Annotated in this window: 21 protein-coding genes; 11 read left to right on the top strand and 10 right to left on the bottom strand. The window is 67.8% G+C overall.

From position 1 onward, the window contains the following. Positions 1-66: 66 nt before the first annotated feature. The 5 genes from G5B31_RS16235 to G5B31_RS16215 all read right to left on the bottom strand — a co-directional run bounded on the left by G5B31_RS16235 (position 67) and on the right by G5B31_RS16215 (position 4,594). Positions 67-438, bottom strand: coding sequence for a hypothetical protein (locus G5B31_RS16235; protein ID WP_165019255.1), 372 nt, complete (start codon positions 436-438; stop codon positions 67-69). A 141-nt stretch (positions 439-579) separates the two neighbouring features. Next, positions 580-1,257, bottom strand: a complete 678-nt coding sequence (locus tag G5B31_RS16230) for a DUF1028 domain-containing protein (RefSeq protein ID WP_165019254.1) — start codon at positions 1,255-1,257, stop codon at positions 580-582. Between the two features lie 13 nt (positions 1,258-1,270). After that, complete coding sequence (locus G5B31_RS16225; RefSeq protein ID WP_165019253.1) at positions 1,271-1,690, bottom strand: RidA family protein; 420 nt, start codon at positions 1,688-1,690, stop codon at positions 1,271-1,273. A gap of 63 nt (positions 1,691-1,753) precedes the next feature. Continuing rightward, positions 1,754-3,286: a 4-hydroxyphenylacetate 3-hydroxylase family protein gene (locus tag G5B31_RS16220; protein WP_165019252.1), complete on the bottom strand. Its 1,533-nt coding sequence runs from the start codon at positions 3,284-3,286 to the stop codon at positions 1,754-1,756. A 174-nt stretch (positions 3,287-3,460) separates the two neighbouring features. Next, a complete protein-coding gene (locus G5B31_RS16215; protein WP_165019251.1) occupies positions 3,461-4,594 on the bottom strand; it encodes a branched-chain amino acid ABC transporter substrate-binding protein in 1,134 nt (377 codons plus the stop codon). Positions 4,595-4,852: 258 nt separating this feature from the next. Between G5B31_RS16215 and G5B31_RS16210 the strand changes: the two genes are divergently transcribed. From G5B31_RS16210 to G5B31_RS16190, 5 genes are read left to right on the top strand one after another with little or no spacing between them, the layout of a single operon-like run. After that, positions 4,853-5,770, top strand: a complete 918-nt coding sequence (locus tag G5B31_RS16210) for a branched-chain amino acid ABC transporter permease (RefSeq protein ID WP_165019250.1) — start codon at positions 4,853-4,855, stop codon at positions 5,768-5,770. A gap of 4 nt (positions 5,771-5,774) precedes the next feature. After that, positions 5,775-6,965 (top strand): branched-chain amino acid ABC transporter permease, encoded by a 1,191-nt coding sequence (locus tag G5B31_RS16205; RefSeq protein ID WP_165019249.1) that lies wholly within the window; start codon positions 5,775-5,777, stop codon positions 6,963-6,965. Further along, positions 6,962-7,750, top strand: a complete 789-nt coding sequence (locus tag G5B31_RS16200; protein WP_165019248.1) for an ABC transporter ATP-binding protein — start codon at positions 6,962-6,964, stop codon at positions 7,748-7,750. Before G5B31_RS16205 ends, G5B31_RS16200 begins: the two co-directional genes overlap by 4 nt. After that, entirely contained in the window at positions 7,743-8,444 is a 702-nt protein-coding gene (locus G5B31_RS16195) for an ABC transporter ATP-binding protein (RefSeq protein ID WP_165019247.1), read from the top strand. The genes G5B31_RS16200 and G5B31_RS16195 overlap by 8 nt, the downstream gene beginning before the upstream one ends. 32 nt (positions 8,445-8,476) lie before the next feature. After that, positions 8,477-9,112: a 2'-5' RNA ligase family protein gene (locus G5B31_RS16190; protein WP_205911985.1), complete on the top strand. Its 636-nt coding sequence runs from the start codon at positions 8,477-8,479 to the stop codon at positions 9,110-9,112. A gap of 101 nt (positions 9,113-9,213) precedes the next feature. Here the strand turns inward: G5B31_RS16190 and G5B31_RS16185 are convergent, their stop codons facing one another. Further along, the gene (locus G5B31_RS16185; protein WP_165019245.1) at positions 9,214-10,398 is read right to left on the bottom strand and encodes an FAD-binding oxidoreductase; all 1,185 of its coding nucleotides are present in this window, start codon (positions 10,396-10,398) and stop codon (positions 9,214-9,216) included. 123 nt (positions 10,399-10,521) lie between these two features. Here G5B31_RS16185 and G5B31_RS16180 point away from each other — a divergent pair, with 123 nt between their 5' ends. Further along, positions 10,522-11,310: a LuxR family transcriptional regulator gene (locus tag G5B31_RS16180; protein WP_165019244.1), complete on the top strand. Its 789-nt coding sequence runs from the start codon at positions 10,522-10,524 to the stop codon at positions 11,308-11,310. Positions 11,311-11,654: 344 nt separating this feature from the next. Here G5B31_RS16180 and tsf read toward each other — a convergent pair whose 3' ends face one another. Both tsf and rpsB read right to left on the bottom strand, forming a co-directional pair. Continuing rightward, a complete protein-coding gene (gene tsf / locus G5B31_RS16175) occupies positions 11,655-12,563 on the bottom strand; it encodes a translation elongation factor Ts (RefSeq protein WP_165019243.1) in 909 nt (302 codons plus the stop codon). An 81-nt stretch (positions 12,564-12,644) separates the two neighbouring features. Then, a complete protein-coding gene (gene rpsB, locus G5B31_RS16170; RefSeq protein WP_165019242.1) occupies positions 12,645-13,412 on the bottom strand; it encodes a 30S ribosomal protein S2 in 768 nt (255 codons plus the stop codon). Positions 13,413-13,638: 226 nt separating this feature from the next. On the opposite strand from rpsB, the gene G5B31_RS21250 reads away from it, so the two are divergent. From G5B31_RS21250 to G5B31_RS16160, 3 genes are all read left to right on the top strand, one after another. Beyond that, positions 13,639-14,529 (top strand): PfkB family carbohydrate kinase, encoded by an 891-nt coding sequence (locus tag G5B31_RS21250; protein WP_240904457.1) that lies wholly within the window; start codon positions 13,639-13,641, stop codon positions 14,527-14,529. Then, complete coding sequence (locus G5B31_RS21245; RefSeq protein WP_394352137.1) at positions 14,523-15,440, top strand: pseudouridine-5'-phosphate glycosidase; 918 nt, start codon at positions 14,523-14,525, stop codon at positions 15,438-15,440. The genes G5B31_RS21250 and G5B31_RS21245 overlap by 7 nt, the downstream gene beginning before the upstream one ends. 78 nt (positions 15,441-15,518) lie before the next feature. Then, on the top strand, positions 15,519-16,196 hold the full coding sequence (locus G5B31_RS16160) for a DUF502 domain-containing protein (RefSeq protein WP_165019240.1): 678 nt from the start codon (positions 15,519-15,521) through the stop codon (positions 16,194-16,196). A gap of 96 nt (positions 16,197-16,292) precedes the next feature. On the opposite strand, the gene G5B31_RS16155 is transcribed toward G5B31_RS16160, so the two are convergent. Beyond that, entirely contained in the window at positions 16,293-17,306 is a 1,014-nt protein-coding gene (locus tag G5B31_RS16155; protein ID WP_165019239.1) for a patatin-like phospholipase family protein, read from the bottom strand. Next, positions 17,303-18,076 (bottom strand): 3-hydroxybutyrate dehydrogenase, encoded by a 774-nt coding sequence (locus tag G5B31_RS16150; protein ID WP_165019238.1) that lies wholly within the window; start codon positions 18,074-18,076, stop codon positions 17,303-17,305. The genes G5B31_RS16155 and G5B31_RS16150 overlap by 4 nt, the downstream gene beginning before the upstream one ends. A gap of 367 nt (positions 18,077-18,443) precedes the next feature. On the opposite strand from G5B31_RS16150, the gene G5B31_RS16145 reads away from it, so the two are divergent. Both G5B31_RS16145 and G5B31_RS16140 read left to right on the top strand, forming a co-directional pair. Continuing rightward, positions 18,444-20,201, top strand: coding sequence for an extracellular solute-binding protein (locus G5B31_RS16145; protein ID WP_240904456.1), 1,758 nt, complete (start codon positions 18,444-18,446; stop codon positions 20,199-20,201). Between the two features lie 37 nt (positions 20,202-20,238). After that, positions 20,239-20,349, top strand: coding sequence for an entericidin EcnA/B family protein (locus tag G5B31_RS16140; protein ID WP_394352136.1), 111 nt, complete (start codon positions 20,239-20,241; stop codon positions 20,347-20,349). The last annotated feature ends 33 nt before the right edge of the window (positions 20,350-20,382 follow it).

Genomic DNA, 20,382 nt, shown 5'->3' with positions numbered 1-20,382 from the left:
GCTGCTGGTCTCTTCCGGTTGCCCCGTTACCGTCCGGGCGCTCGGCGCCGGCCGGCCGCAAGGGCCTCAGCCGGCCCCATGCGCCGCCATCGCGCGATATTCGCCCGCATTGGGGCAGAAGGCTACATCCTGCGGCCCGGTCAGGCCATCCCCGTCGAGCACGCGAGCGCAGGCGCGCCGGTGCCGGCAGCCGTCGCAGGTCCGGGCCATGTCGAAAAGCTGCCAGCGGTCGGTCCGGGACAGGGCAGAGGCTGCGCCGAAGACCGCCGACATCCGCCGCATCCGGTCGGGCATGTCGGTCTTCATGGTGATCGCGGCCGCCAGATCGTTGGTGCTCATGCCGAAATCGCGGCAGGCCGCGTCGTTCATCCGGCCGGCATTGCGGTGCTCCGCGACCCTGCGGCGAAGGTTCTGCATCATGCGCTTGATCCCGATCATCGTCATCCTCCCAGATCGCAGGCACGTTTCCGGGGATCAGACTGCGCCCTGGCGCGCCGCTGCGGAAGCAGCATGATCGGAGGCAGGGCTTCGGCTTTTCCGATAGGCGGGGCAGGGGGCGTCGCCGCCCCCTGCCGCAGGTCACATATCGCCGGGCACGCCGTAGCTGGGCGCCTGCGACGGGTTCAGCGCGCGCGAGACATAGGCCTCCATCTCGCCCTTCCAGCGGTCCCACAGGGCCGAGATTTCCGCAATCGGGTCTTCATCGGCCCAGTCCACCCGCAGATCGGCGACCGGCCAGGCCACGTCGCGCACCAGGATCATGCCGACCGAATGGACCGGCCCTTCCTCGCCGCCCGCCTCCTCGGCCGCGCGCATCGCGGCAAGCAGCCGGTCGCCGAGCGGCTGGCCCACGCCCGCGGTGAAGGCGGCGACCATCGCCTCGGGCACCCCCGGATGCGACAGCAGGTTCCCCGCCGCGATCACCCCCGGCCCGGTCGCCACCCGATGGGTGCCGAGCGTGTTCGCGCCGGAGAAGGAGGCCGTCCGCCCCTGCGCATCCACCAGCGCAAGCTGGCGGTATTCCAGATGCGGGGCGTCGCGTTTCAGCGCCTCCAGCGCCGCTTCCGCCGAAAAGCCCGATGCCATAAGGTCCAGCCCCTTCGGGCCAAGGCGCGGGTCGGTCACGTTCTGCGTCGCCACCGCGCCGACGCCTGCGCGGGCATGGGCGCAGCGCGCCGCCACGCAGGGCGACGAGGACGAGACCGCGATGCCGAACATGCCGGTGTCGGGGCAGCGGGCCGAGATCGAGAAGGTCATGGCTCCCCTCCGCTCAGGCGGCGTCGGGGATGACGGCGGTCACCTCGATCTCGACCACCCATTCGGGCCGCGCCAGCGCCGGCACCACGATCCCGGTCGAGCAGGGATGCACACCCTTCAGCCATTTGCCCATCTCCTGATAGACCGCCTCGCGGTAGCGGATGTCGGTCAGGTAGACCACGATGCGGCAGATGTGGTCCATATGGCTGCCGGCTTCCTCCAGCAGCATCTTGATGTTCTGCATGGTCTTTTCGGTCTGCTTGCCCGGATCGCCGGTATGCAGCGACTCGCGGGTGTCGAGGTCCTGGGCGACCTGGCCGCGCAGGAAGACCATGGTGCCGCGGGCGACCACGCCCTGGCTGAGATCGTTGTCCAGCTTCTGCTCGGGGTAGGTCTGCTTCGTATTGAAGGGGCGAAGGCGCTTGTGGATCATCTGTCTGTGCTTCCGGTTGGGTTTGATCGGCAGGCGGCGCCCGTGACGGGCGCCGCAGAAGGGTCACTCGGCGGCGGTGCGCTTGGCGTGGGTCGAGATGTCGGGCGAGAACCAGCTGGAAATCGCGCTGTCGCCGGGCGAAAGCGTCCGTCCGCCCATCACCGTGTCCGAGAGCCCCGCGGCCTCTTTCACGAAGGCCAAAGGCCCGTCCCAGTCGAAGTTGCGGTAGACCGCGGCGAGATGGGCGAAGGGCGGGCTTTGCGCGAACAGCTGGAAGGTCAGCCGGTGGCCGGCATAGTCCGAGTTCAGCATGTCGCGGGCGAAGGCCAAGAGCTTGCGGCGATCCTCGGCCACCCATTCCTCGTTGATGGTGTAGAATTTATCCAGCCAGGGCTTGGTCTCGGGATTCTCGAACGAGGCCACGTCCGGGGTGACGCAGATCTGGCCGCCGCAGAGTTCGCGGGCGATATGCATCATCTCGTGCAGCTGGCTGCAGGCCAGCACGCGGCCGGTGTAAAGCAGCGACTGGTTCGGCATCATCAGCCCGGCGGGCGAGCGCTCACCCAGAGCGATCGAGGCGGTCAGATGGGCGTTGATCCCCTCGCGGTAGACCGCGAGTTGCGCCAGCTTCTCCTGCACCGCCTGCTGCTTGTCGAGGCCGGTCTGGCGGGCGTTGAACAGCGCCGCGCCGATCATCATGTCGGCCAGCTTCAGGTTGCGCTGGACGAAGGCGAAGGCCGAATAGCGGTGCAGAGTGGCGCGGATGAAGGTCGCTGCCTTGGTGTGGCGGTAGAACAGCACGTTCTCCCACGGGATCAGCACGTCGTCGAAGATGACGATGGTGTCGACCTCGTCGAACTTGTTCGCCAGCGGATAGTCGCGGGCATCGGCGCGGCCGGCGAAGCCGGTGCGGCAGATGAAGCGCAGGTTCGGGCTGCCCAGGTCGCAGATGAAGCCCACGGCATAGTCGGACAGCGCGTTGTTGCCCCAATTGGCGATGGTGGGCTTGGTGAAGGCCTGGTTGGCATAGGCCGCCGCGGTCTCGTATTTCGCGCCCCGCACCACGATCCCGGCGTCGGTCTCCTTCACCACATGCAGCAGCATGTCGGGGTCCTGGTCCTGCGGCGCCTTGGAGCGGTCGCCCTTCGGGTCGGTATTGGCCGAGACGTGGAAGGGGTCTTCCTTCAGCACCCGGTGGATATGGGTCTCGATGTTCTTCGAGAATTGCGGATCGACCTCGTTCAGCACGTCCTGGCCGTCGTAGAGCGACCACATCTCGCCCACCGTCTCGTCGCCGACGCGGGTGACGACGCCGCCGATCTGGTTCAGCATGTGGTCGGTGGCGCGGCGCTTCGACCACCAGTCGTCCTGGGTATAGGGCAGGGCGGAACCTAGCGCGTTGCGCTCGCCGTCTTGGGTAACGGTCATCAACTCCTGATGCTCGGCTTCGTGCTGCATGTCGAAGATGCGGGCGCGGATGTCGACCAGCGGCTTGAACATCGGATGGGCGGTCACATCGGCGACGCGCTCGCCGTTGATCCAGATGCGCCGGCCGTCGCGGATCGAGTCCCGGTATTCCTGACCTGTCCTGATCATGGTTTTGTCCTTTTTCGTCTGTCGGAGGTTTCGGATGTCGCCGCAAAGCCACTGGGGCCGGGGCTTCGGGTCATTCTGGCACGGACCGCAGGCGCCTGGAAAATAAGGGTTTCCGTGGCTGCGCCGCAGTTTTTCCGATGCCGGCGCCGCAGGGGCGCCGGCATCGGCAGTCCCTTACTGGCCGCGGGTGACCCAGGCGCCGTCCTTCACTTCCTTGATCTCGATGGCGACCGGGATCTGGGTCTGTCCGGTCTCGTCGAAGGTGGTCACGCCCAGAACGCCGTCGTAGCTGATCGCGCGGATGGCCTGCGCCAGCGCCGCCTTGTCCTCGATCCCGGTCTCGGCGATGGCGGTCAGCAGGATGTTGGTCGCGTCATAGGCGTATTTGGTGTAGGGGCTGGAGGCCTCGGCGAAGCCGCGGGCCTCGTAATCCGTGTTCAGCTTGTCGAGCTTGGGGTTCGACTGCGCCGCCGGGTAGCTGACCATCGTGCCTTCCGCCGCGGGACCGGCCAGCGCGATGAATTCCGGATCGTAGAAGCCCGAAATGCCGATCATCGGCACCTCCAGCCCGACCTCGGCCATCTGCTTGCGCAGGATGCCCGCCTCGGCGATGACGCCGCCGAAATAGACCGCATCGGGGGCCGCGTCGCGCAGCTTGGTCAGCGTGGCGCGGAAGTCGATGGTGCCCACCGGAAACAGGTCCTCGGACACGACCTCGCCGCCGGCGGCGGTGAAGAACTCGCGGAAGGCGGCGGTGTTGGCGGTGCCGTAGTCGCTGGTGTCGGCGATGATGGCGATCTTCTTCGCGCCCAGGTCCGTCGCCGCCCATTCCGCCAGCGGCTTGTTCTCGGTGACGAGCGTGGGGGTGACGCGGGTGATCTCGGGCAGGTTCTGCTCGGTGATCTTCGGGCTGATCGCGCCCCAGACGATCATCGGCATCTGCGCCCGGCTGAAGACCGGCATGGTCGCCAGCGCGACCGGGCTGTTCCAGTGGCCGGTCGCCGCGACCACGTCGGGGTCGTTGACCAGCTTCATCGCCGCCGAGACGCCGGTCTGCGGGTCCGAGGCATCGTCGAGCACCACACCCTCGACGGTGAAGGGGTAATCCCCGGCATTGGCCTGTTCGATGGCCAGCAGGAAGCCGTTCTGCGCCCCGAGGCCCTGCTGGGCGTTGCCGCCGCTGAGCGGGCCGATGAAGCCGAGCTTAATCACCGGCTTGTCCTGCGCGAAGGCAGGCGCGGCCGCCAGGGCGGCGGAAAGGATCAGGCCGGTCAGGACCGACCGGCGGCTGGTGTTCGCGTAAGACATGAGCAACTCCCTGTAGCTTTTTCGTGGACGTTTCTTCCGGGCGGACCGGCCGGAATGCCGCCGCACCAGCCCGCCGGCTGCGCTGTTCTGCCCGTGCAGAGTGTTGGATCGGGTCTGCGTCAGAAAGTCGCAAATTCTGATCTGCTGCCTCAGAAAAACCTTGGTGTGAAATGAGCCTTTTCCTTTGCCCCGAAGGACGGCCAGCGACTATTCGGAGTCACAAAACAGCCGCGGCATATAAACTCGGGAGGATTCCGGATGGACGCTCTGCTCGCGCAGCATCTGCTGAACTGGCTGGTGCTCGGCAGCATCTACACCTTGATCGCGCTTGGCTTCAGCCTGTTGTTCGGCGTGCTCGACGTGATCCATTTCTCGCATGGCGACGTGTCGATGGCCGCTCCCTTCGTCGCGCTGGCGGCGATCCAGGCCGTCGCCGCCTGGGCGGTGCCGCTGACGGGGACGGGGGCGCTTCTGCTGGCGATCCTGATCTCGATGGCGGCGATCGGGCTTCTTGGTGTGCTGCTGGACTGGCTGGTGATCCGGCGCTTCCGCGCGGCGCCGGCGATGATGGCGCTGGTGGCCACGGTCGCGCTCGGCACCGTGATCCGCGAGCTGATCCGCACGCTTTATCCGCAAGGGTCGAACCCGAAGCCGTTTCCCGCCATCGCCACGGATGTGATCCGGCTGGGCGACATCGTGGTGCCGGTGTTCAGCCTGATCGTGATCGCGGTCAGCGTGCTGACGGTGATCGCGCTCTTCGCCTTGCTGAACCACACGCCGGTCGGGGTGCGCATCCGCGCCGTGGCCGAGGACCGCGCCGTCGCCCGGCTGATGGCGATCCGCCCCAACCGGATCTTCGCCGTGACCTTCTTCATCGCCTCGGCCGTGGGCGCGGTGGGGGCGGTGTTCTTCGTCAGCCATGCCGGCGTGGTGCGGTTCGACTACGGCGTGCAGCTTGGCCTGATCGGCTTCTCGGCGGCGGTGATCGGCGGGCTCGGCTCGATGCAGGGCGCGATCCTCGGCAGCCTGCTGATCGCCGGGATCGACATGCTGGTGCAGATCGCGGTGCCGGACGGCGCCTCCTACCGGCTGGTGTTCATCTTCCTGCTGGTGATCGGGGTCCTGGTGCTGAAGCCCTCGGGCATCCTCGGCAAACCCGTGTTCGAGAAGGTCTGACCCGATGGCCGATACCGCACAGGCAACCTCCGCCCTCGTCCGCCGCAACGGCCCTTCCGCCGATCTCGCCATCGTGGCCGGGGTGGAACTGGGCAGCGCGATCCTGCTCTGGTCCTTCCTGCTGAGCGACAGGACCGCGGTGATCGTGGCGCTGCTGGCGTTGATGGGAGGGATCTTCGCCGCGCTGCAACTGCGCCCCGCGCTGGAAGAGCGGATCGTTGCCGCCTTCCACGACCGCAAGCGCTTCGCCACCCTGCTGGGCGCCGTGATCGTGCTGATCTATCCCTTCTTCCTGCAGGGATCGGGCTATGCCTTCCACCTGCTGATCGTCTCGATGCTTTACGCGGTGCTGGCGCTGGCGCTGAACTTCCAGCTCGGCAGCGCCAATATCCCGAACTTCGCCACCGGCGCCTCCTACGGCATCGGCGCCTATACCTCGGCGCTGCTGGCGCTGAACTTCGGCGTGTCGTTCTGGCTGACGCTGCCGGTGGCGGCGGTGGTGGCGACGGCCTTCGGCTTCCTGCTGGGCTTTCCCTCGATGCGGACGAAGGAAAGCTATCTGGCGCTGGTGACCATCGCCTTCGGCATCGTCGTGCATCAACTCCTGAACAACTTCGACTGGACCGGCGGGCCGAACGGGCTTGTCGGCATCCCGGCGCCGGAGCTGTTCGGCCATTCCTTCGCAAGGCCCATCGAGGCCTTCGGCTTCCGCCTGCCGAGCCAGGCGAATTTCTACTACCTTTCCGCCGCGCTGGTGGGCCTGTCCATCGTCTGCGCCAAGCGCCTGCACGAAAGCCGGGTGGGGCTGGCCTGGAATGCCTTGCGCGCCGATCCGCTGGCGGCGCGCTGCCAGGGCATCGACGTGGTCTGGTTCAAGATGCTGGCCTTCGGGGTGGACGCCTTCCTCGCCGCCTTCGCGGGCACGATCTACGCCTTCTACGTCAGCTACATCTCGCCCGACAATTTCACCTTCCTGGTCTCGGTCACCATCATGACCATGGTGATCGTCGGCGGCATGGACAACACGCTCGGCGTGATCATCGGCGCCTTCTTCCTGACCATGCTGCCCGAGAAGCTGCGGATCTTCTCGGACTACCGGCTGCTCTTCGTCGGCGTGGTGGTGATCCTGTTCCTGATCCTGCGCCCGCAGGGTCTGTTCCCGCAGCGCGCCCGCAACTACGGAGAGCACAGATGACCCCTCTGCTGGAAGTCCGCGGCCTGACGATCCGCTTCGGCGGCCTCGTCGCGGTCTGCGAGGTGGATCTGGCGCTGAACCCCTCCGAGGTGCTCTGCATCATCGGCCCCAACGGCGCCGGGAAATCGACGCTGTTCAACATGATCTCGGGCATCTACCGCCCCTCGGCGGGGACGGTGCATCTGGACGGGCGCGACATCACCGGCTGGCCGGCGCACAGGATCGCCGCCGCCGGGATCGCGCGCACCTTCCAGTCGAGCCGGCTGTTCAACGACCTGACGCTGATCGACAATGTGGTGATCGGGATGCACAGCCGGACGAAATCCGGCGTGCTGGATGCGCTCTTGCGCCCCGGCAAGGCGCGGGCCGAGCTGGAGGCCGCTGCGGAGAAGGCGGGCGAGCTGATCCGGGCGATCTCGCCCGATCTCCATGCCCGGCGCAACACGCTGGCCGGCGCGCTGCCCCAGGCCGACCGGCGGCGGCTGGAAATCGCCCGGGCGCTGGCCTCCGACGCGCGGGTGATCATGCTGGACGAGCCGTCGTCCGGGATGGACGACCGCGACACCGACGCGCTGATGGCCGATGTGCGCCGGGTGATGGCGGAACGGCCGGGCCTGTCGTTCCTGATCATCGAGCACGACATGCGGCTGGTCGCGGCGCTGCCCGACCGGGTGGCGGTGATCGACTACGGCCGCAAGATCGCCGAGGGCGATTTCGCCGACGTGCGGCTGATGCCGCGCGTGCAGGAAGCCTATCTCGGACAGAAGGCGGCAGAACATGCTTGAGATGGAGAGGGTCTGCACCAGCTATGGCCCGGTGCCGATGCTGCGCGACGTGTCGCTGCGGGTGGGCGAGGGCGAGATGGTCTGTCTGCTCGGCCCGAACGGCGCCGGGAAAAGCACCACCTTCAACGCGATCTGCGGGCTTCTGCCCGCCGACAGCGGCACGATCCGCATCGCCGGCCGCGACGTGAAGGAGGCCGGTCCCGAGCGTCTGGCCAGCCTCGGCGTCGGCTTCGTCCCCGAGGGGCGGCGGCTTTTCCCCACCCTGACGGTGCGCGAGAACCTGCGGCTGGCCTTCGACGCCGCCCGCAACCCGGGTCTCGATTTCGAGGACCGGCTGGCGAAGATGTCGGCGCTGTTCCCGCGGATCGAAGAGCGTCTGGGGCAGGGGGCCGGCACCATGTCGGGCGGCGAGCAGGCGATGGTGGCGCTGGCCCGCGCGCTGATCGGCGACCCGCGGCTGGTGGTGATGGACGAACCCTCGCTCGGCCTCTCGCCGCGGCTGATCAGCGAATATTTCCAGATCGTGGCGCGCATCCGCGACGAGGGCAAGGCGGTGCTGCTGATCGAGCAGAATGCCGAGACCGCCCTGTCCATCGCCGAGCGCGGCTACCTGCTGATCCGCGGCCAGATCGCGATCAGCGGCGCCAGCGAAACGCTGCTCAAGGACGACACGATCCGGCATCTCTATTTGTAAGGGCGCCGCCTCATCCGGGGAACGACGGCCGGATGGTTTCCCTTTTGTTCTCGACCCGGCTGTGCCATAGTGCCGGCATGGGCGATCTTTTCGATCATCTGCCGCAGGTGGAACCGCAGGGCTGGCCGCCGGCGGACGGGAACAACTATTACTTCTGCACCGTGCCGCCGTCCGAGGTCCGGGCGGCCATGTTCCGGCACTGGCAGCACCTGGCCGCGCGGCTGCCGGACCGTTATGCCTTCCGCCACGATGCGCTGCACCTGAGCCTGCTCGGCCTTGTGCAGGAGCGGGGGCCGGTGGCGAGGAGCCTCGATCAGGTGAAGGCGGCGATGGAGGGGTTCCGCCATCCGCCGCTCGACCTGGTGTTCGACCGGATCGAGACGCTGGGGCAGAAGCCCAAGGGGTATCCGGCCATCGCGCTGTGCGCCACGACCCAGCCGCAGGATGCGTTGGCCTTGCGGATCTATCAGGTGCTGCGCCTGGCCGGCGCTGCGGTCAAGCCGCCGGGCAAGACCCTGGCGCATGTGACGCTGGCCTATGGTCCGGCCATCGAACGGTATGTGCTGACGGTGCCGCTGTCCTGGCGGGTCGAGAGCTTCGCTCTGGTCAAGAGCATTCAAGGAGAGGGGCGGCTGGAAATCCTGGAGGAATGGCCGTTGGGACGGTAGCTGTTGGCCATGACTCTTTTTCGCATAATCAGTATTATGTAACTTTTAACCGAACCTGCCTCCGAGGGAACATCCTTCATCCCCCTGAAACCTCGCGGAAATCAGACAATTGCCTGCTCCCGGAACGCCGCGCCCTTCAGCATCCTTTCCACCGACAGGTCCGACAGGTCCAGGCTTTGCCAGCCGCCGGTCAGGATGTGTTCTGCCAGGCTGCGGCCGACCGCAGGCGCCTGTTGCAGCCCGTGGCCGGAGAAGCCGTTGCAGAGATAGAGGTTCGGCAGATCGGGATGCGGGCCGAGGATGGCGTTCTGGTCCAGCCGGTTGTAGGCGTAATGGCCGACCCAATGGCGCACCACCTTCACCGCGTCGAAGCCGGGCGCGCGGGCGTAGAGCTGTTCCCAGATCACCTCCTCGAACAGGTGAAGATCGGGCTCGAAGTCGTTGGAATCGCAAGGGCCGTCGTCCTGCGGCACGGTGGCGGTGATCCAGTGCTCGTGCTCGGGCCGCAGGTAGAAGCCGGCGTCGACCAGCAAGGGCGCGTCGGGATGGCGGGCGTTCGGGGCGTCGATCACGAAGACGGTGCGCTTGCGCGGCTCCACCGCCAGGTCGAGGCCGGCCCAGGACAGCACCTCGGCCGCGCGGGTGCCGGCGGCGTTGACCACGGCGGAGCAGGCGACCAGCGCCCTGCCCCCGTCCTTCGGCTCGATCTCCACCCCGGTCACCCGGCCGCCTTCCACCCGCAGGCCGCAGGCCCGCGCGGTCAGGAATCGGGCGCCCTGCGCCTTTGCGGCGTTGCGGAAGCCGGCCATCAGGCCCATGTTGTCGAACCAGCCCTCGTCGCGCGGGCCGAAGGTGGCGGCGGTCAGGTCGCCGGTCTCCAGCCAGGGGAAGCGGGCTTTCACCTGATCGGGCGACCACAGCTCGGTCGCAGCCCCTTCGCTGCGCTGCATCGCGGCCACCTCGGCCAGCGCCGCCGCGCCCTCGGGCGTCGAGGACAGGAAGAGATAGCCGTTCTCCTTCAGCCCCAGCGAGGAAACCTGGCCCAAGCCGCCAAGCCGTTCGTCGAAATTTCGTATGAAATCAATTCCGAACCGGGAAATCCTCACGTTCACCGCGGTGGTGAACTGGCTGCGGATCGAGGCAACGGACAGCGCGGTCGAGGCCTGGGTGTAGGACGGGTCGCGCTCCAGCACCAGCACGTCCAGCCCTGGCTGCATCTTCGTCAGCCACCAGGCGATCGAAGACCCCATCACCGCCCCTCCGACGATGATGACATCTGCCGTCATCTTCATTTTCCTGCTCTCCCAAGGCTCGACAGGCCCGATGCGTCTACGTATGACAGATGCGGGGACAAGGACAACCCATGGGCGCGGCCGCATCCGCCGCCCATGTTCGCAGGAGTGTGTGGCATGACCGGAACCCCTGTCCTGGCTCTGCTGGCGCAGATCGCCGAGGCGCAAAGCATCGATGCCGTCTGGCGGCTGGCGAAGGACTACTTCGCCTCGCTCGGCTTTTCCCAGATCAACTACGGCTTCACCCGCTTCAAGCACATGAAGACCATCGGCGACCCCGATGACGCGCTGTTCCTGACCACCGGCGACGAGGCCTATGCGCAGCGCTATTTCCGCGGCGGCTTCTACGCCAGGTCGCCGCTGTTCCGCTGGGCGGAGCGCAACACCGGCGCCTGCACCTGGAAATGGGCGACCGACGCCTATGCGGCCGGCAAGCTTTGCCCCGAGGAGGCCGAGGTCATGCGCCACAATGCGGCGATGGGGATCGTGGCCGGGCTGTCGTTCAGCTTCCCCGAAGCCTCGGCCCGAGCCAAGGGCGCCCTGGGGCTGACCGCGGACCCAGGGGTAGGCGTGGACGACGTGGAGAAGCTGTGGGCCGAAAAGCGCAGCGAGATCATGGCTGTGGCCCACATGATGCATCTGAAGATCATCCAGCTGCCGCGGCTCAGCCGGTCGCGGGCGCTGTCGCCCCGGCAGCGCGAGGCGCTGGAATGGGTGGCGGACGGCAAGACCACGCAGGACGTGGCGCTGTTGATGGGCGTCAGCCCGGCGATGGTGGAAAAGCACCTGCGGCTGGCGCGCGAGGCGCTGGCGGTGGAGACCACGGCCCAGGCGGTCGCCAAGGCGGCGCTGCTGAACATGATCTTCCAGGAGCCGGTCGCCCAGCAGGCGCAGGCGGCGCGATAGAACCTGCCGCCTGTCCTGCGACAGGACAGGCTCCGGCAGGTAGGGAATTCCCAACTGGATTGACGCTGGGGAAATCGCCACTCTGCGCGCGTTCCGCGAGTGGTGGCGTTTGGCCTGGAACAGGCAGGCGCAGAGCCCGCAATTACGGGTAGACCTGCGCCTGCAGCCGCCCGAGCCCGCAGTCCTCATCCCCAGAAGGTGTGCGGGAGCGCGGCGGAGCGGAAAGGCCGTGTCCTGCAGGGCACGGCCTTTTCCTTTGCCGCAAAAGGAAAGGGCCGGAGCAATCCCCTGCCCCGGCCCCTTTCTTCCATCCGCCCCCGTATCCATACGGCGGCGCAGGGATCTCAGCCTTGCGCCATCCGGGCGACTTCGGCGGCGAAATCCTCTTCCTTCTTCTCGACGCCCTCGCCCACCATGACGCGGGCATAGCCGGTGATCTCGACCCCGGCCTCTTTCGCGGCCTGTTCGACCGTCTGGTCGGGGTTGATCACGAAGGCCTGGCCCAGGAGGGTGTTCTCTGCGAGGAACTTCTTCATCCGGCCCGGGATGATGTTGTTGTGGATCACCTGCTCGGGCTTCGGCTTGGCGGAGGAGGCGTTCTCCTCCAGCGCCTTGGCGGTCTGCACCGCCAGCTCGCGCTCCACCACCGCCGGGTCCATCGTCGCCTCGGACAGCGACAGCGGCGAGGTGGCGGCGATGTGCATGGCGAACTGCTTGCCGATGGCCTGCGCCTTGTCGGCCGGGCCGTTCAGCGCGACTAGCACGCCGATCTTGCCCATGCCCTCGGCCGCGGCGTTGTGGACGTAGGAGACCACGGTGTCGCCTTCCAGCACATGCATCCGGCGGAAGGTCATGTTCTCGCCGATGCGGGCGATGGCTTCCTGGATCACCGCGTCCACGGTCTTGCCGTTCAGGTCGGCGGCCTTGACCACCTCGACCGACTCGCCGGTTTCCAGCGCCACCTTGGCGACTTCGCGCACCAGCGCCTGGAAGTCGGCGTTCTTGGCGACGAAGTCGGTCTCCGAGTTGATCTCGACCGCCACGCCCTTGCCATCCGCCACGGCGACGCCGATCAGGCCCTCGGCCGCGATGCGGTCGGCCTTCTTGGCGGCCTTGGCCAGGCCCTTGGTGCGCAGCCAGTCGACGGCGGCTTCCATGTCGCCGTTGGTCTCGGTCAGCGCCTTCTTGGCGTCCATCATGCCTGCGCCGGTGGAATCGCGCAGTTCCTTCACCATGCTCGCGGTGATCGTCATCTCATGCTCCTGAATGTCGGCGTGTCCCGGCGGGCTAGCGCCGCCGGGCAACGGTTCCGTGACAAGGCCCCGTCGGGGATCTCAGGCCTCGGCGGCGGCAGCCTCTTCCTCGGGCGCGGCTTCCAGCGCGCCCAGGTCGACGCCGGCGGCGCCGAGTTGCGCCGACATGCCGTCCAGCGCGGCGCGGGCCACCAGGTCGCAGTAGAGCGCGATGGCGCGGGCGGCGTCATCGTTGCCCGGGATGACATGGGTCACGCCCTTGGGGTTGCAGTTGGTATCGACCACCGCCACCACCGGGATGCCCAGCTTCTGCGCTTCGAGGATCGCCAGATCCTCCTTGCCCACGTCGATGATGAACAGCAGGTCCGGGGTGCCGCCCATCTCGCGGATGCCGCCCAGCGAAGCCTGCAGCTTCGCCTGGTCGCGTTCCATGTTCAGGCGTTCCTTCTTGGTCAGGCCCTCGCCGCCCGACGCCAGAACCTCGTCGATCTGCTTCAGCCGCTGGATCGACTGGGAGACGGTCTTCCAGTTGGTCAGCGTGCCGCCCAGCCAGCGGTGGTTCATGTAGTATTGCGCGCATTTCTCCGCGGCTTCCGCGATCGGCTTTTGCGCCTGGCGCTTGGTGCCGACGAAGAGGATGCGGCCGCCCTTGGCGACGGTGTCGCGCACGACTTTCAGCGCCTGGTCCAGCATCGGGACGGTCTGGGTCAGGTCGATGATGTGGATGCCGTTGCGGTCGCCATAGATATACTGGCCCATGCGCGGGTTCCAGCGGGCGGTCTGGTGGCCGTAGTGAACGCCAGCTTCAAGCAGCTGACGCATGGAAAACTCGGGGAGCGCCATGTCCATGTCCTTTCCGGTTTGCGCCTCGGCGGATGTTCTCATCCCGGACTTGATCCGGGACAACCGGTGGACCGACGGGGATTTCTCCCCCGACAAGCCCGCATCCGCCTGTGAAGTGGCGCGCGTATAGACCGCCTGCCCGGGATGCGCAACCCCTGCCCCTTCATTCCGGCGCGAACAGCCATCTTTCGCCCGGCTTGCGCAAGACCGGCGTTCAAGCGATGAAGGCCGCATGGTGCCCGACATCCTCTGCATCGGCTCCGTCCTCTGGGACGTGATCGGCCGCTCGCCCGCCGCGATGCGGCTCGGCTCCGACGTGCCGGGGCGGATCACGCGTCTGCCGGGCGGCGTCGCCATGAACATCGCCATGACGCTGGCGCGCTTCGGCCTGCGCCCGGCGGTGCTGACCGCCATCGGCCGCGACGCCGAGGGCGAGGAACTGGTCGCCGCCTGCGGCCGTCTCGGGCTGGAGACCGGATTCGTCTATCGGTCCGAGGACTTGCCGACCGATGTCTACATGGCGATAGAAGGCGCCAACGGGTTGATTGCCGCCATCGCCGACGCCCATTCGCTGGAGGCGGCGGGCGACAAGATCCTGCGTCCGCTGGCGGATGGCCGCCTCGGGTCGGCCGATGCGCCATGGTCCGGCCCCATCGCGCTGGACGGCAACCTGACCGAGGCGCTGCTGTCCGAGATCGCCGCCTCGCCCCTCTTCGCCGCCGCCGACCTGCGCGTCGCCCCTGCCAGCCCCGGCAAGGCCGAGCGGCTGCGGCCGCTGCTGGCGCATCCCAACGCCACGCTCTACGTCAACCTCGAAGAGGCCAACCTGCTGTCGAAGGCCCCCGCCCCCACCGCCGCCGCCGCGGCCGAGGCGCTCTTGGCCCGCGGCGCCGCGCATGTGCTGGTCACCGATGGCGGCCGCTCCGCCTCCGAGGGCCGCGCCGGGGCGGGCGTCATCGAAGGCAGGCCGCCGCAGGTCCTCGTCACCCGCGTCACCGGCGCGGGCGATACCTTCATGGCCGCCCATCTGGTGGCCGAACGCGGCGGCGCCGGCCGCGAGGCCGCGCTTGCCGCCGCCCTGCAGGCCGCTGCCGCCTATGTCTCGGGAGACCCAGGATCGTGACGCTTCCCCTTGAATTCTCGCCGGAAATCGCCACGGCCCGCGCCGATGGCGCCCCCGTGGTGGCGCTGGAATCCACCATCATCACCCACGGGATGCCCTTCCCGCAGAACGTCGAGACCGCAGCCTTGGTCGAGGCCGAGGTCCGCGCCCATGGCGCCGTGCCGGCCACCATCGCGGTGATGCAAGGAAAGCTGCACATCGGCCTTTCCGAGGCGCAGCTGGATGCGCTCGGGCAAGCCCAGGGCGTGGCGAAGCTGTCCCGCGCCGACCTTGCCGCCTGTATCGCTGCGGGCGGAACCGGCGCCACCACCGTCGCCGCCACCATGATCTGCGCCCGCGCCGCCGGGATCGAGGTCTTCGCCACCGGCGGCATCGGCGGCGTCCATCGCGGCGCGGAGACCAGCTTCGACATCTCGGCCGACCTGATGGAACTGGCGCAGACCCCGGTCACCGTGGTTGCCGCCGGAGCCAAGGCGATCCTCGACCTTCCGAAGACGCTGGAAGTGCTGGAAACCCAAGGGGTTCCGGTGATTTCCTACCGTCAGGACGACTTCCCGGCCTTCTGGTCGCGCTCTTCCGGGCTGAAGGCGCCGCTGCGGATGGACAGCGCCGCGCAAATCGCCGCCGCCCACCGGATGCGGGCGACCCTCGGCCTGCCCGGCGGCCAGCTGGTCGCCAACCCGATCCCGCCCGAGGCCGAAATTCCCCGCGCCGAGATCATGCCGGTGGTCGAGGCAGCGCTGGCCGAGGCCGAGGCGCAGGGGATCAGCGCCAAGGCCGTCACCCCCTTCCTGCTGCAACGGATCTTCGAGCTGACCGGGGGCCGCTCGCTCTCCGCCAATATCGCGCTGGTGCTGTCGAACGCCCGGCTCGCCGCCGCCATCGCCGCCGAACTGGCCCGTATGCGGTAAAATACGCCGCCGTATGGGTGCTGCGGCATTGCGGAAGCCGGCCCCCCGCCCCTAGATAGGGGCAAACAGGGACACTCCATGACCGAACCCCTCCACCCCCGGCGCGGCTTCCTTGCGGGGCTGCGCGCCAGCTTCCTGACCGGCCTGGTGGTCGTGCTGCCGGTCGGGCTGACGATCTATGTCGTCTGGGCGGTGATCGGCTGGATCGACGGCTGGATCCTGCCGCTGATCCCCTCCTACTACCAGCCCGACGCGATCATCCGCCGCTGGTTCGGCCCGGACTACGAATTCCCCGTCCGCGGTGTCGGCGTGCTGGTCTTCCTGGTCTTCACCATCTTCATGGGCTGGGTCGCCAAGGGGCTGATCGGCCGCTCGCTGATCCGCCGGGGCGAGGATCTGGTCGACCGGATGCCGGTGGTCCGCTCGATCTACGGCGCGATCAAGCAGGTGGCCGAGACCTTCTTCAACAAGAAGGAGCAAAGCTTCGACAAGGTGGTGCTGGTGGAGTTTCCCCGCGCCGGCTCCTGGGCGCTCGGCTTTGTCTCCACCCGGCCGAAGGGCGAACTGGCCGAGCGGCTGGCGGCGATGGGGGCCGAGATGTCGGCGGTCTTCGTCGGCCTGACCCCCTTCACCTCGGGGATGCTGCTCTTTGTGCCCACCCGCGACCTGGTGGAGCTGGACATGGGCGTCGACGATGCCGCCAAGCTGATCGTCTCGGGCGGGCTGGTCTATCCGCTGCCGAAAGAGCCGCGCTAGCCTGCCCGACAAAAGTGGACTCCGGTTATGTCGAAAGGCAGGCGACCACTATGAAGCTGGAGCCTGTCCGATGCTTCTCTCTGCATCGGACGGGCTCTAGCCGAACAGCGCCGGCAGGTCGACCGTCGTGGCCCGGCCGACATCCTCGGCGCAGGCCGCCAGGAAGCCCTCCGCCGCCGTCCGCCCGGCCGCGTGCAGCCGGCGGATCAGGTTGCCCGAGGGCTCCAGCTTCGATCCGGCCGAAAGGTCGTTCATCAGCACGTCGTCGGCGATCATATGCGCCCGCACGTCCTTCATCTGGCCCTTCTCGATCCGCCCGTCCTCGATCAGCCGCCGCACGAAGGCGATGGCGCGCAATTCGCCCATCAGCGAGGCGTTGAAGCTGATCTCGTTGATGCGGTTCTGAATCTCCAGCGGCGTCTCCGGCACCTCCTCGCGCCGCAGCGGGTTCACCTGCACGATCACGATGTCGTCCGGCAGCCCGCGGTCGTAGAGCGGCCAGAGCGAGGGGTTGCCGGTATAGCCGCCGTCCCAATAGGCCTCGCCGTCGATCTCCACCGCGCGGAAGGCCGTCGGCAGGCAGGCCGAGGCCATCAGCGCCTGCGGCGTCAACTCCTCCCCGTGGAAGATGCGGACCTTGCCGGTGCGGACATTGGTGGCTCCGACGAACAGCGCCGGGCCCGCCTTCGCCCGGACCCGGGCGAAATCGAGCCGGCCGATCACCGGCTCCAGCGGGTTGCGGTAGGCGATGCCCGGGGTATAGGGCGACCAGAGCTGCGTCGCCACGCCCGCCGGGCTGAACGGCAGGAAGCTTTCGCTGGCCTGCTGCCAGAAGCGCAGGCCGGGCAGGAAGGGCTGGAACCAGGGCACCATGCGGAAATCGCCGATGTCGGCGATCTCTTCCCACAGCGCCCGCAGCAGCCCCCGCGCCGCCTCCGGCCCGCCGGAGGCCAGCCCGGCCTTCAGCGCCGCGCCGTTCAGCGCCCCGGCCGAGGTGCCGGAGATCGCCGCGATCTCCAACCGTCCGTCCTCCAGCAGCCGGTCCAGCACGCCCCAGGTGAAGGCGCCATGGGCGCCGCCGCCCTGCAGCGCCAGGCTGACCTTGGTCACAGCGCCGTCCAGCCGCCATCCACGCTGATGGCGGTGCCGGTCACCTGGTCGGCGTAGGGGCTGCACAGCCAGACCACGGTGCCGCCGATCTGCTCGGTGGTGGCGAACTGGCGGCTCGGCTGGCGCTCCAGCATCACCTCGCGGATCACCGTGTCGCGGTCCATGTTGTGCACCTTCATCTGGTCGGGGATCTGCGCCTCGACCAAGGGTGTCAGCACATAGCCCGGGCAGATCGCATTGGCGGTGATCCCCTGCCCCGCGCATTCCAGCGCCACGGTCTTGGTCAGGCCGACGACGCCGTGCTTGGCCGCGACATAGGCCGACTTGAACGGGCTGGCGGTCAGGCCATGGGCCGAGGCGATGTTGACGACCCGCCCCCAGCCCCTGTCGCGCATCCCCGGCAGGGCGGCGGCGGCGGTGTGGAAGGCCGAGGACAGGTTGATCGCCAGGATGGCGTTCCACTTCTCGACCGGGAAGCTTTCCACCGGGCTGACGAACTGGATGCCGGCGTTGTTGACCAGGATGTCGCAGCCGCCGGCCTTTTCCACCAGCGCCCGGCAGTCCTCGCCCTTCGACATGTCGGCGGCGATGTAGCGGGCCTTCACGCCATGCTCGGCACCGATTCTCGCCGCCAGCGCATGGTCCTCCTCGCGGTCGGTGAAGCTGTTGATCACCACCTCGGCCCCGGCGCGGGCCAGTTCCTCGGCCACCCCCAGCCCGATGCCAGAGTTGGACCCGGTGACGATGGCGCGTTTCCCTTCAAGGCGCATGGCGGCCTCCTGATGCTGCATCTGCGGAAACTATAGGCGGTGCAGCATGGATGCGCGAGGGGCGTTCTCCCCGAAGTGATGGCCCGCCCCTGCGCCGGGCACGGCGCCAAAAAAAACGCCGGCACGAGGCCGGCGTTCAGTCGTTGAGGCAGGTTTCATACAGGCAAGAAACCTATCGAGCAGTAGGCTCTTTATAGCCCCCTCCGCCGGGATGGCCAAGCTAAAAGTTTGAAAACTCTCACCCTCGGGCGTAGGTTCGGCACAAAGGCCAGAACACCGGGGAACCGTTTCCGAAATGCGATGCCAAGCCAAGCCCGCCCTCCGCCGCCTTGCCCGGCTGGGCATGATGATTCTGGGGGGGCTGGCCATGGCCGGCCTTGCCGGCGCCGAACCGCGCCACGGCATAGCTATGTATGGCGAACCCGCCCTCCCCCCGGATTTTGTGTCGCTGCCGCAGGCCAACCCCGACGCGCCGCAGGGCGGCAGCTTCCGCTGGGGCGAGGCCGGCGGCTTCGACAGCCTGAACCCCTTCATCACCAGGGGCCGCCCCGCCACCGGCATCTCCACCTTGGTGGTCGAGACGCTTCTGGGCCGCAACTACGACGAGCCCTTCTCGCTGTATGGCCTCTTGGCCGAATCGGTCGATACCGACGAGTCGCGCTCCTACGTGGAATTTACCCTGCGTGAAGAGGCGCGATTCTCCGACGGCTCCCCGGTCACCGTGGAAGACGTGATCTGGTCGTTCGAGATCCTCGGCACCCAGGGCAATGCCCGCTACGCCGCCGCCTGGGCCAAGATCGCCTCGGTCGAGCAGACCGGCCCGCGCAGCGTGAGGTTCACCTTCAACGCCCAGGACCGCGAACTGCCGCTGATCCTCGGCCTGCGCCCGGTGCTGAAGAAGGCGCAGTGGGAGGGCAAGGACTTCACCGAATCGACGCTGGAGGCGCCAATCGGCTCCGGCCCCTATCTGGTCGACAAGATGGAGCCGGGGGTGTTCATCAGCTTCCGCAAGAACCCGGACTGGTGGGGCAAGGACCTGCCCTTCAACCGCGGCCTGTGGAACCTGGAGGAAATCCGCTACGACTATTTCACCAATGCCCAGGCGATCTTCGAGGCGTTCAAGGCCGGCCACCTGTCGGCCTACCGCGAGACCAACGCCGCGAAATGGCTGACGAATTACGACTTTCCGGCGGTGCAGTCCGGCGCGGTGGTCAAGGACGAGATCCCGCACCGGCGGCCTTCGGGCATCGAGGGGCTGGCCTTCAACACCCGCAAACCGATCTTCGCCGACTGGCGGGTGCGCGAGGCGCTGATCCTGTCGTTCAACTTCGAGTTCATCAACCAGACCCTGAACGCCGGCCTGCTGCCGCGCATCCCCAGCTATTACGGCAATTCCATGCTGGCGATGGCTCCCGGCCAGCCCGCGACGGGGCGCGAGGCCGAGCTGCTGGCCCCCTTCGCCGCCGACCTGCCGCCCGGCACCATCGAGGGCTATGCCCTGCCGGTCTCTGACGGCAGCCCGACCAACCGCCGCAACATCCGCGCGGCGGCGAAGCTCTTGGAGGACGCCGGCTGGACGGTGGGCGATGACGGGATATTGAGGAACGCCGCCGGCGAGCCCTTCGCCTTCGAGATCCTGCTGTCGAACGGCCAGGACGACCTTGCCGCCGCCGGGGCGATCTGGATCGAGGCGCTGAAGTCCCTTGGCATCCAGGCCCGCGTCAGCATGGTGGACGATGCGCAATACAAGGAGCGCACCAACGCCTACAACTTCGACATGACCCATTACATCCGCTCCTTGTCGCTGTCGCCGGGCAACGAGCAGCTGCTCTACTGGGGCCGCGCCGGAGTGACCGAGACCGGCAGCCGCAACTGGCCCGGCATCGACTCCCCCGCCGCGGAGGCGCTGATCGCCGCCATGGTCGGCGCCAAGGACAGCGCGGAGTTCGAGGCCGCGACAAGGGCGCTGGACCGGGTGCTGACGGCTGGGCGCTATGTCATCCCGATCTGGTATTCCGATGTCTCGCGGCTGGCTCATCGCGCGGATTTGAAGTATTCCGACCATGTGCCGCTGTATGGAGACTGGCTGGGCTTCATGCCCGACATCTGGTGGCAAGAGCAGTGAGAAACGGCAACAAGACCGAGGCAGAGCAATGAAACGCATGATCCTTCTGGCAACCGCCCTTTGCGCGCTGGCCGCCTGCAACACGGTTGCGGGCGTGGGCGAGGACGTGTCGGGCGGCGCCCGCACCGTGCAGGGCTGGATGAACTGATCCGGCCCCTCCTGTCATCCCCGCTTCCGCGGG

The sequence above is a fragment of the Rhodobacter sp. SGA-6-6 genome, from assembly GCF_011043545.1.
GTDB lineage: Bacteria > Pseudomonadota > Alphaproteobacteria > Rhodobacterales > Rhodobacteraceae > Pseudogemmobacter.
Note: the sequence above shows the minus strand (reverse complement) of the source record. Positions and strands in the feature narration are given on the sequence as shown.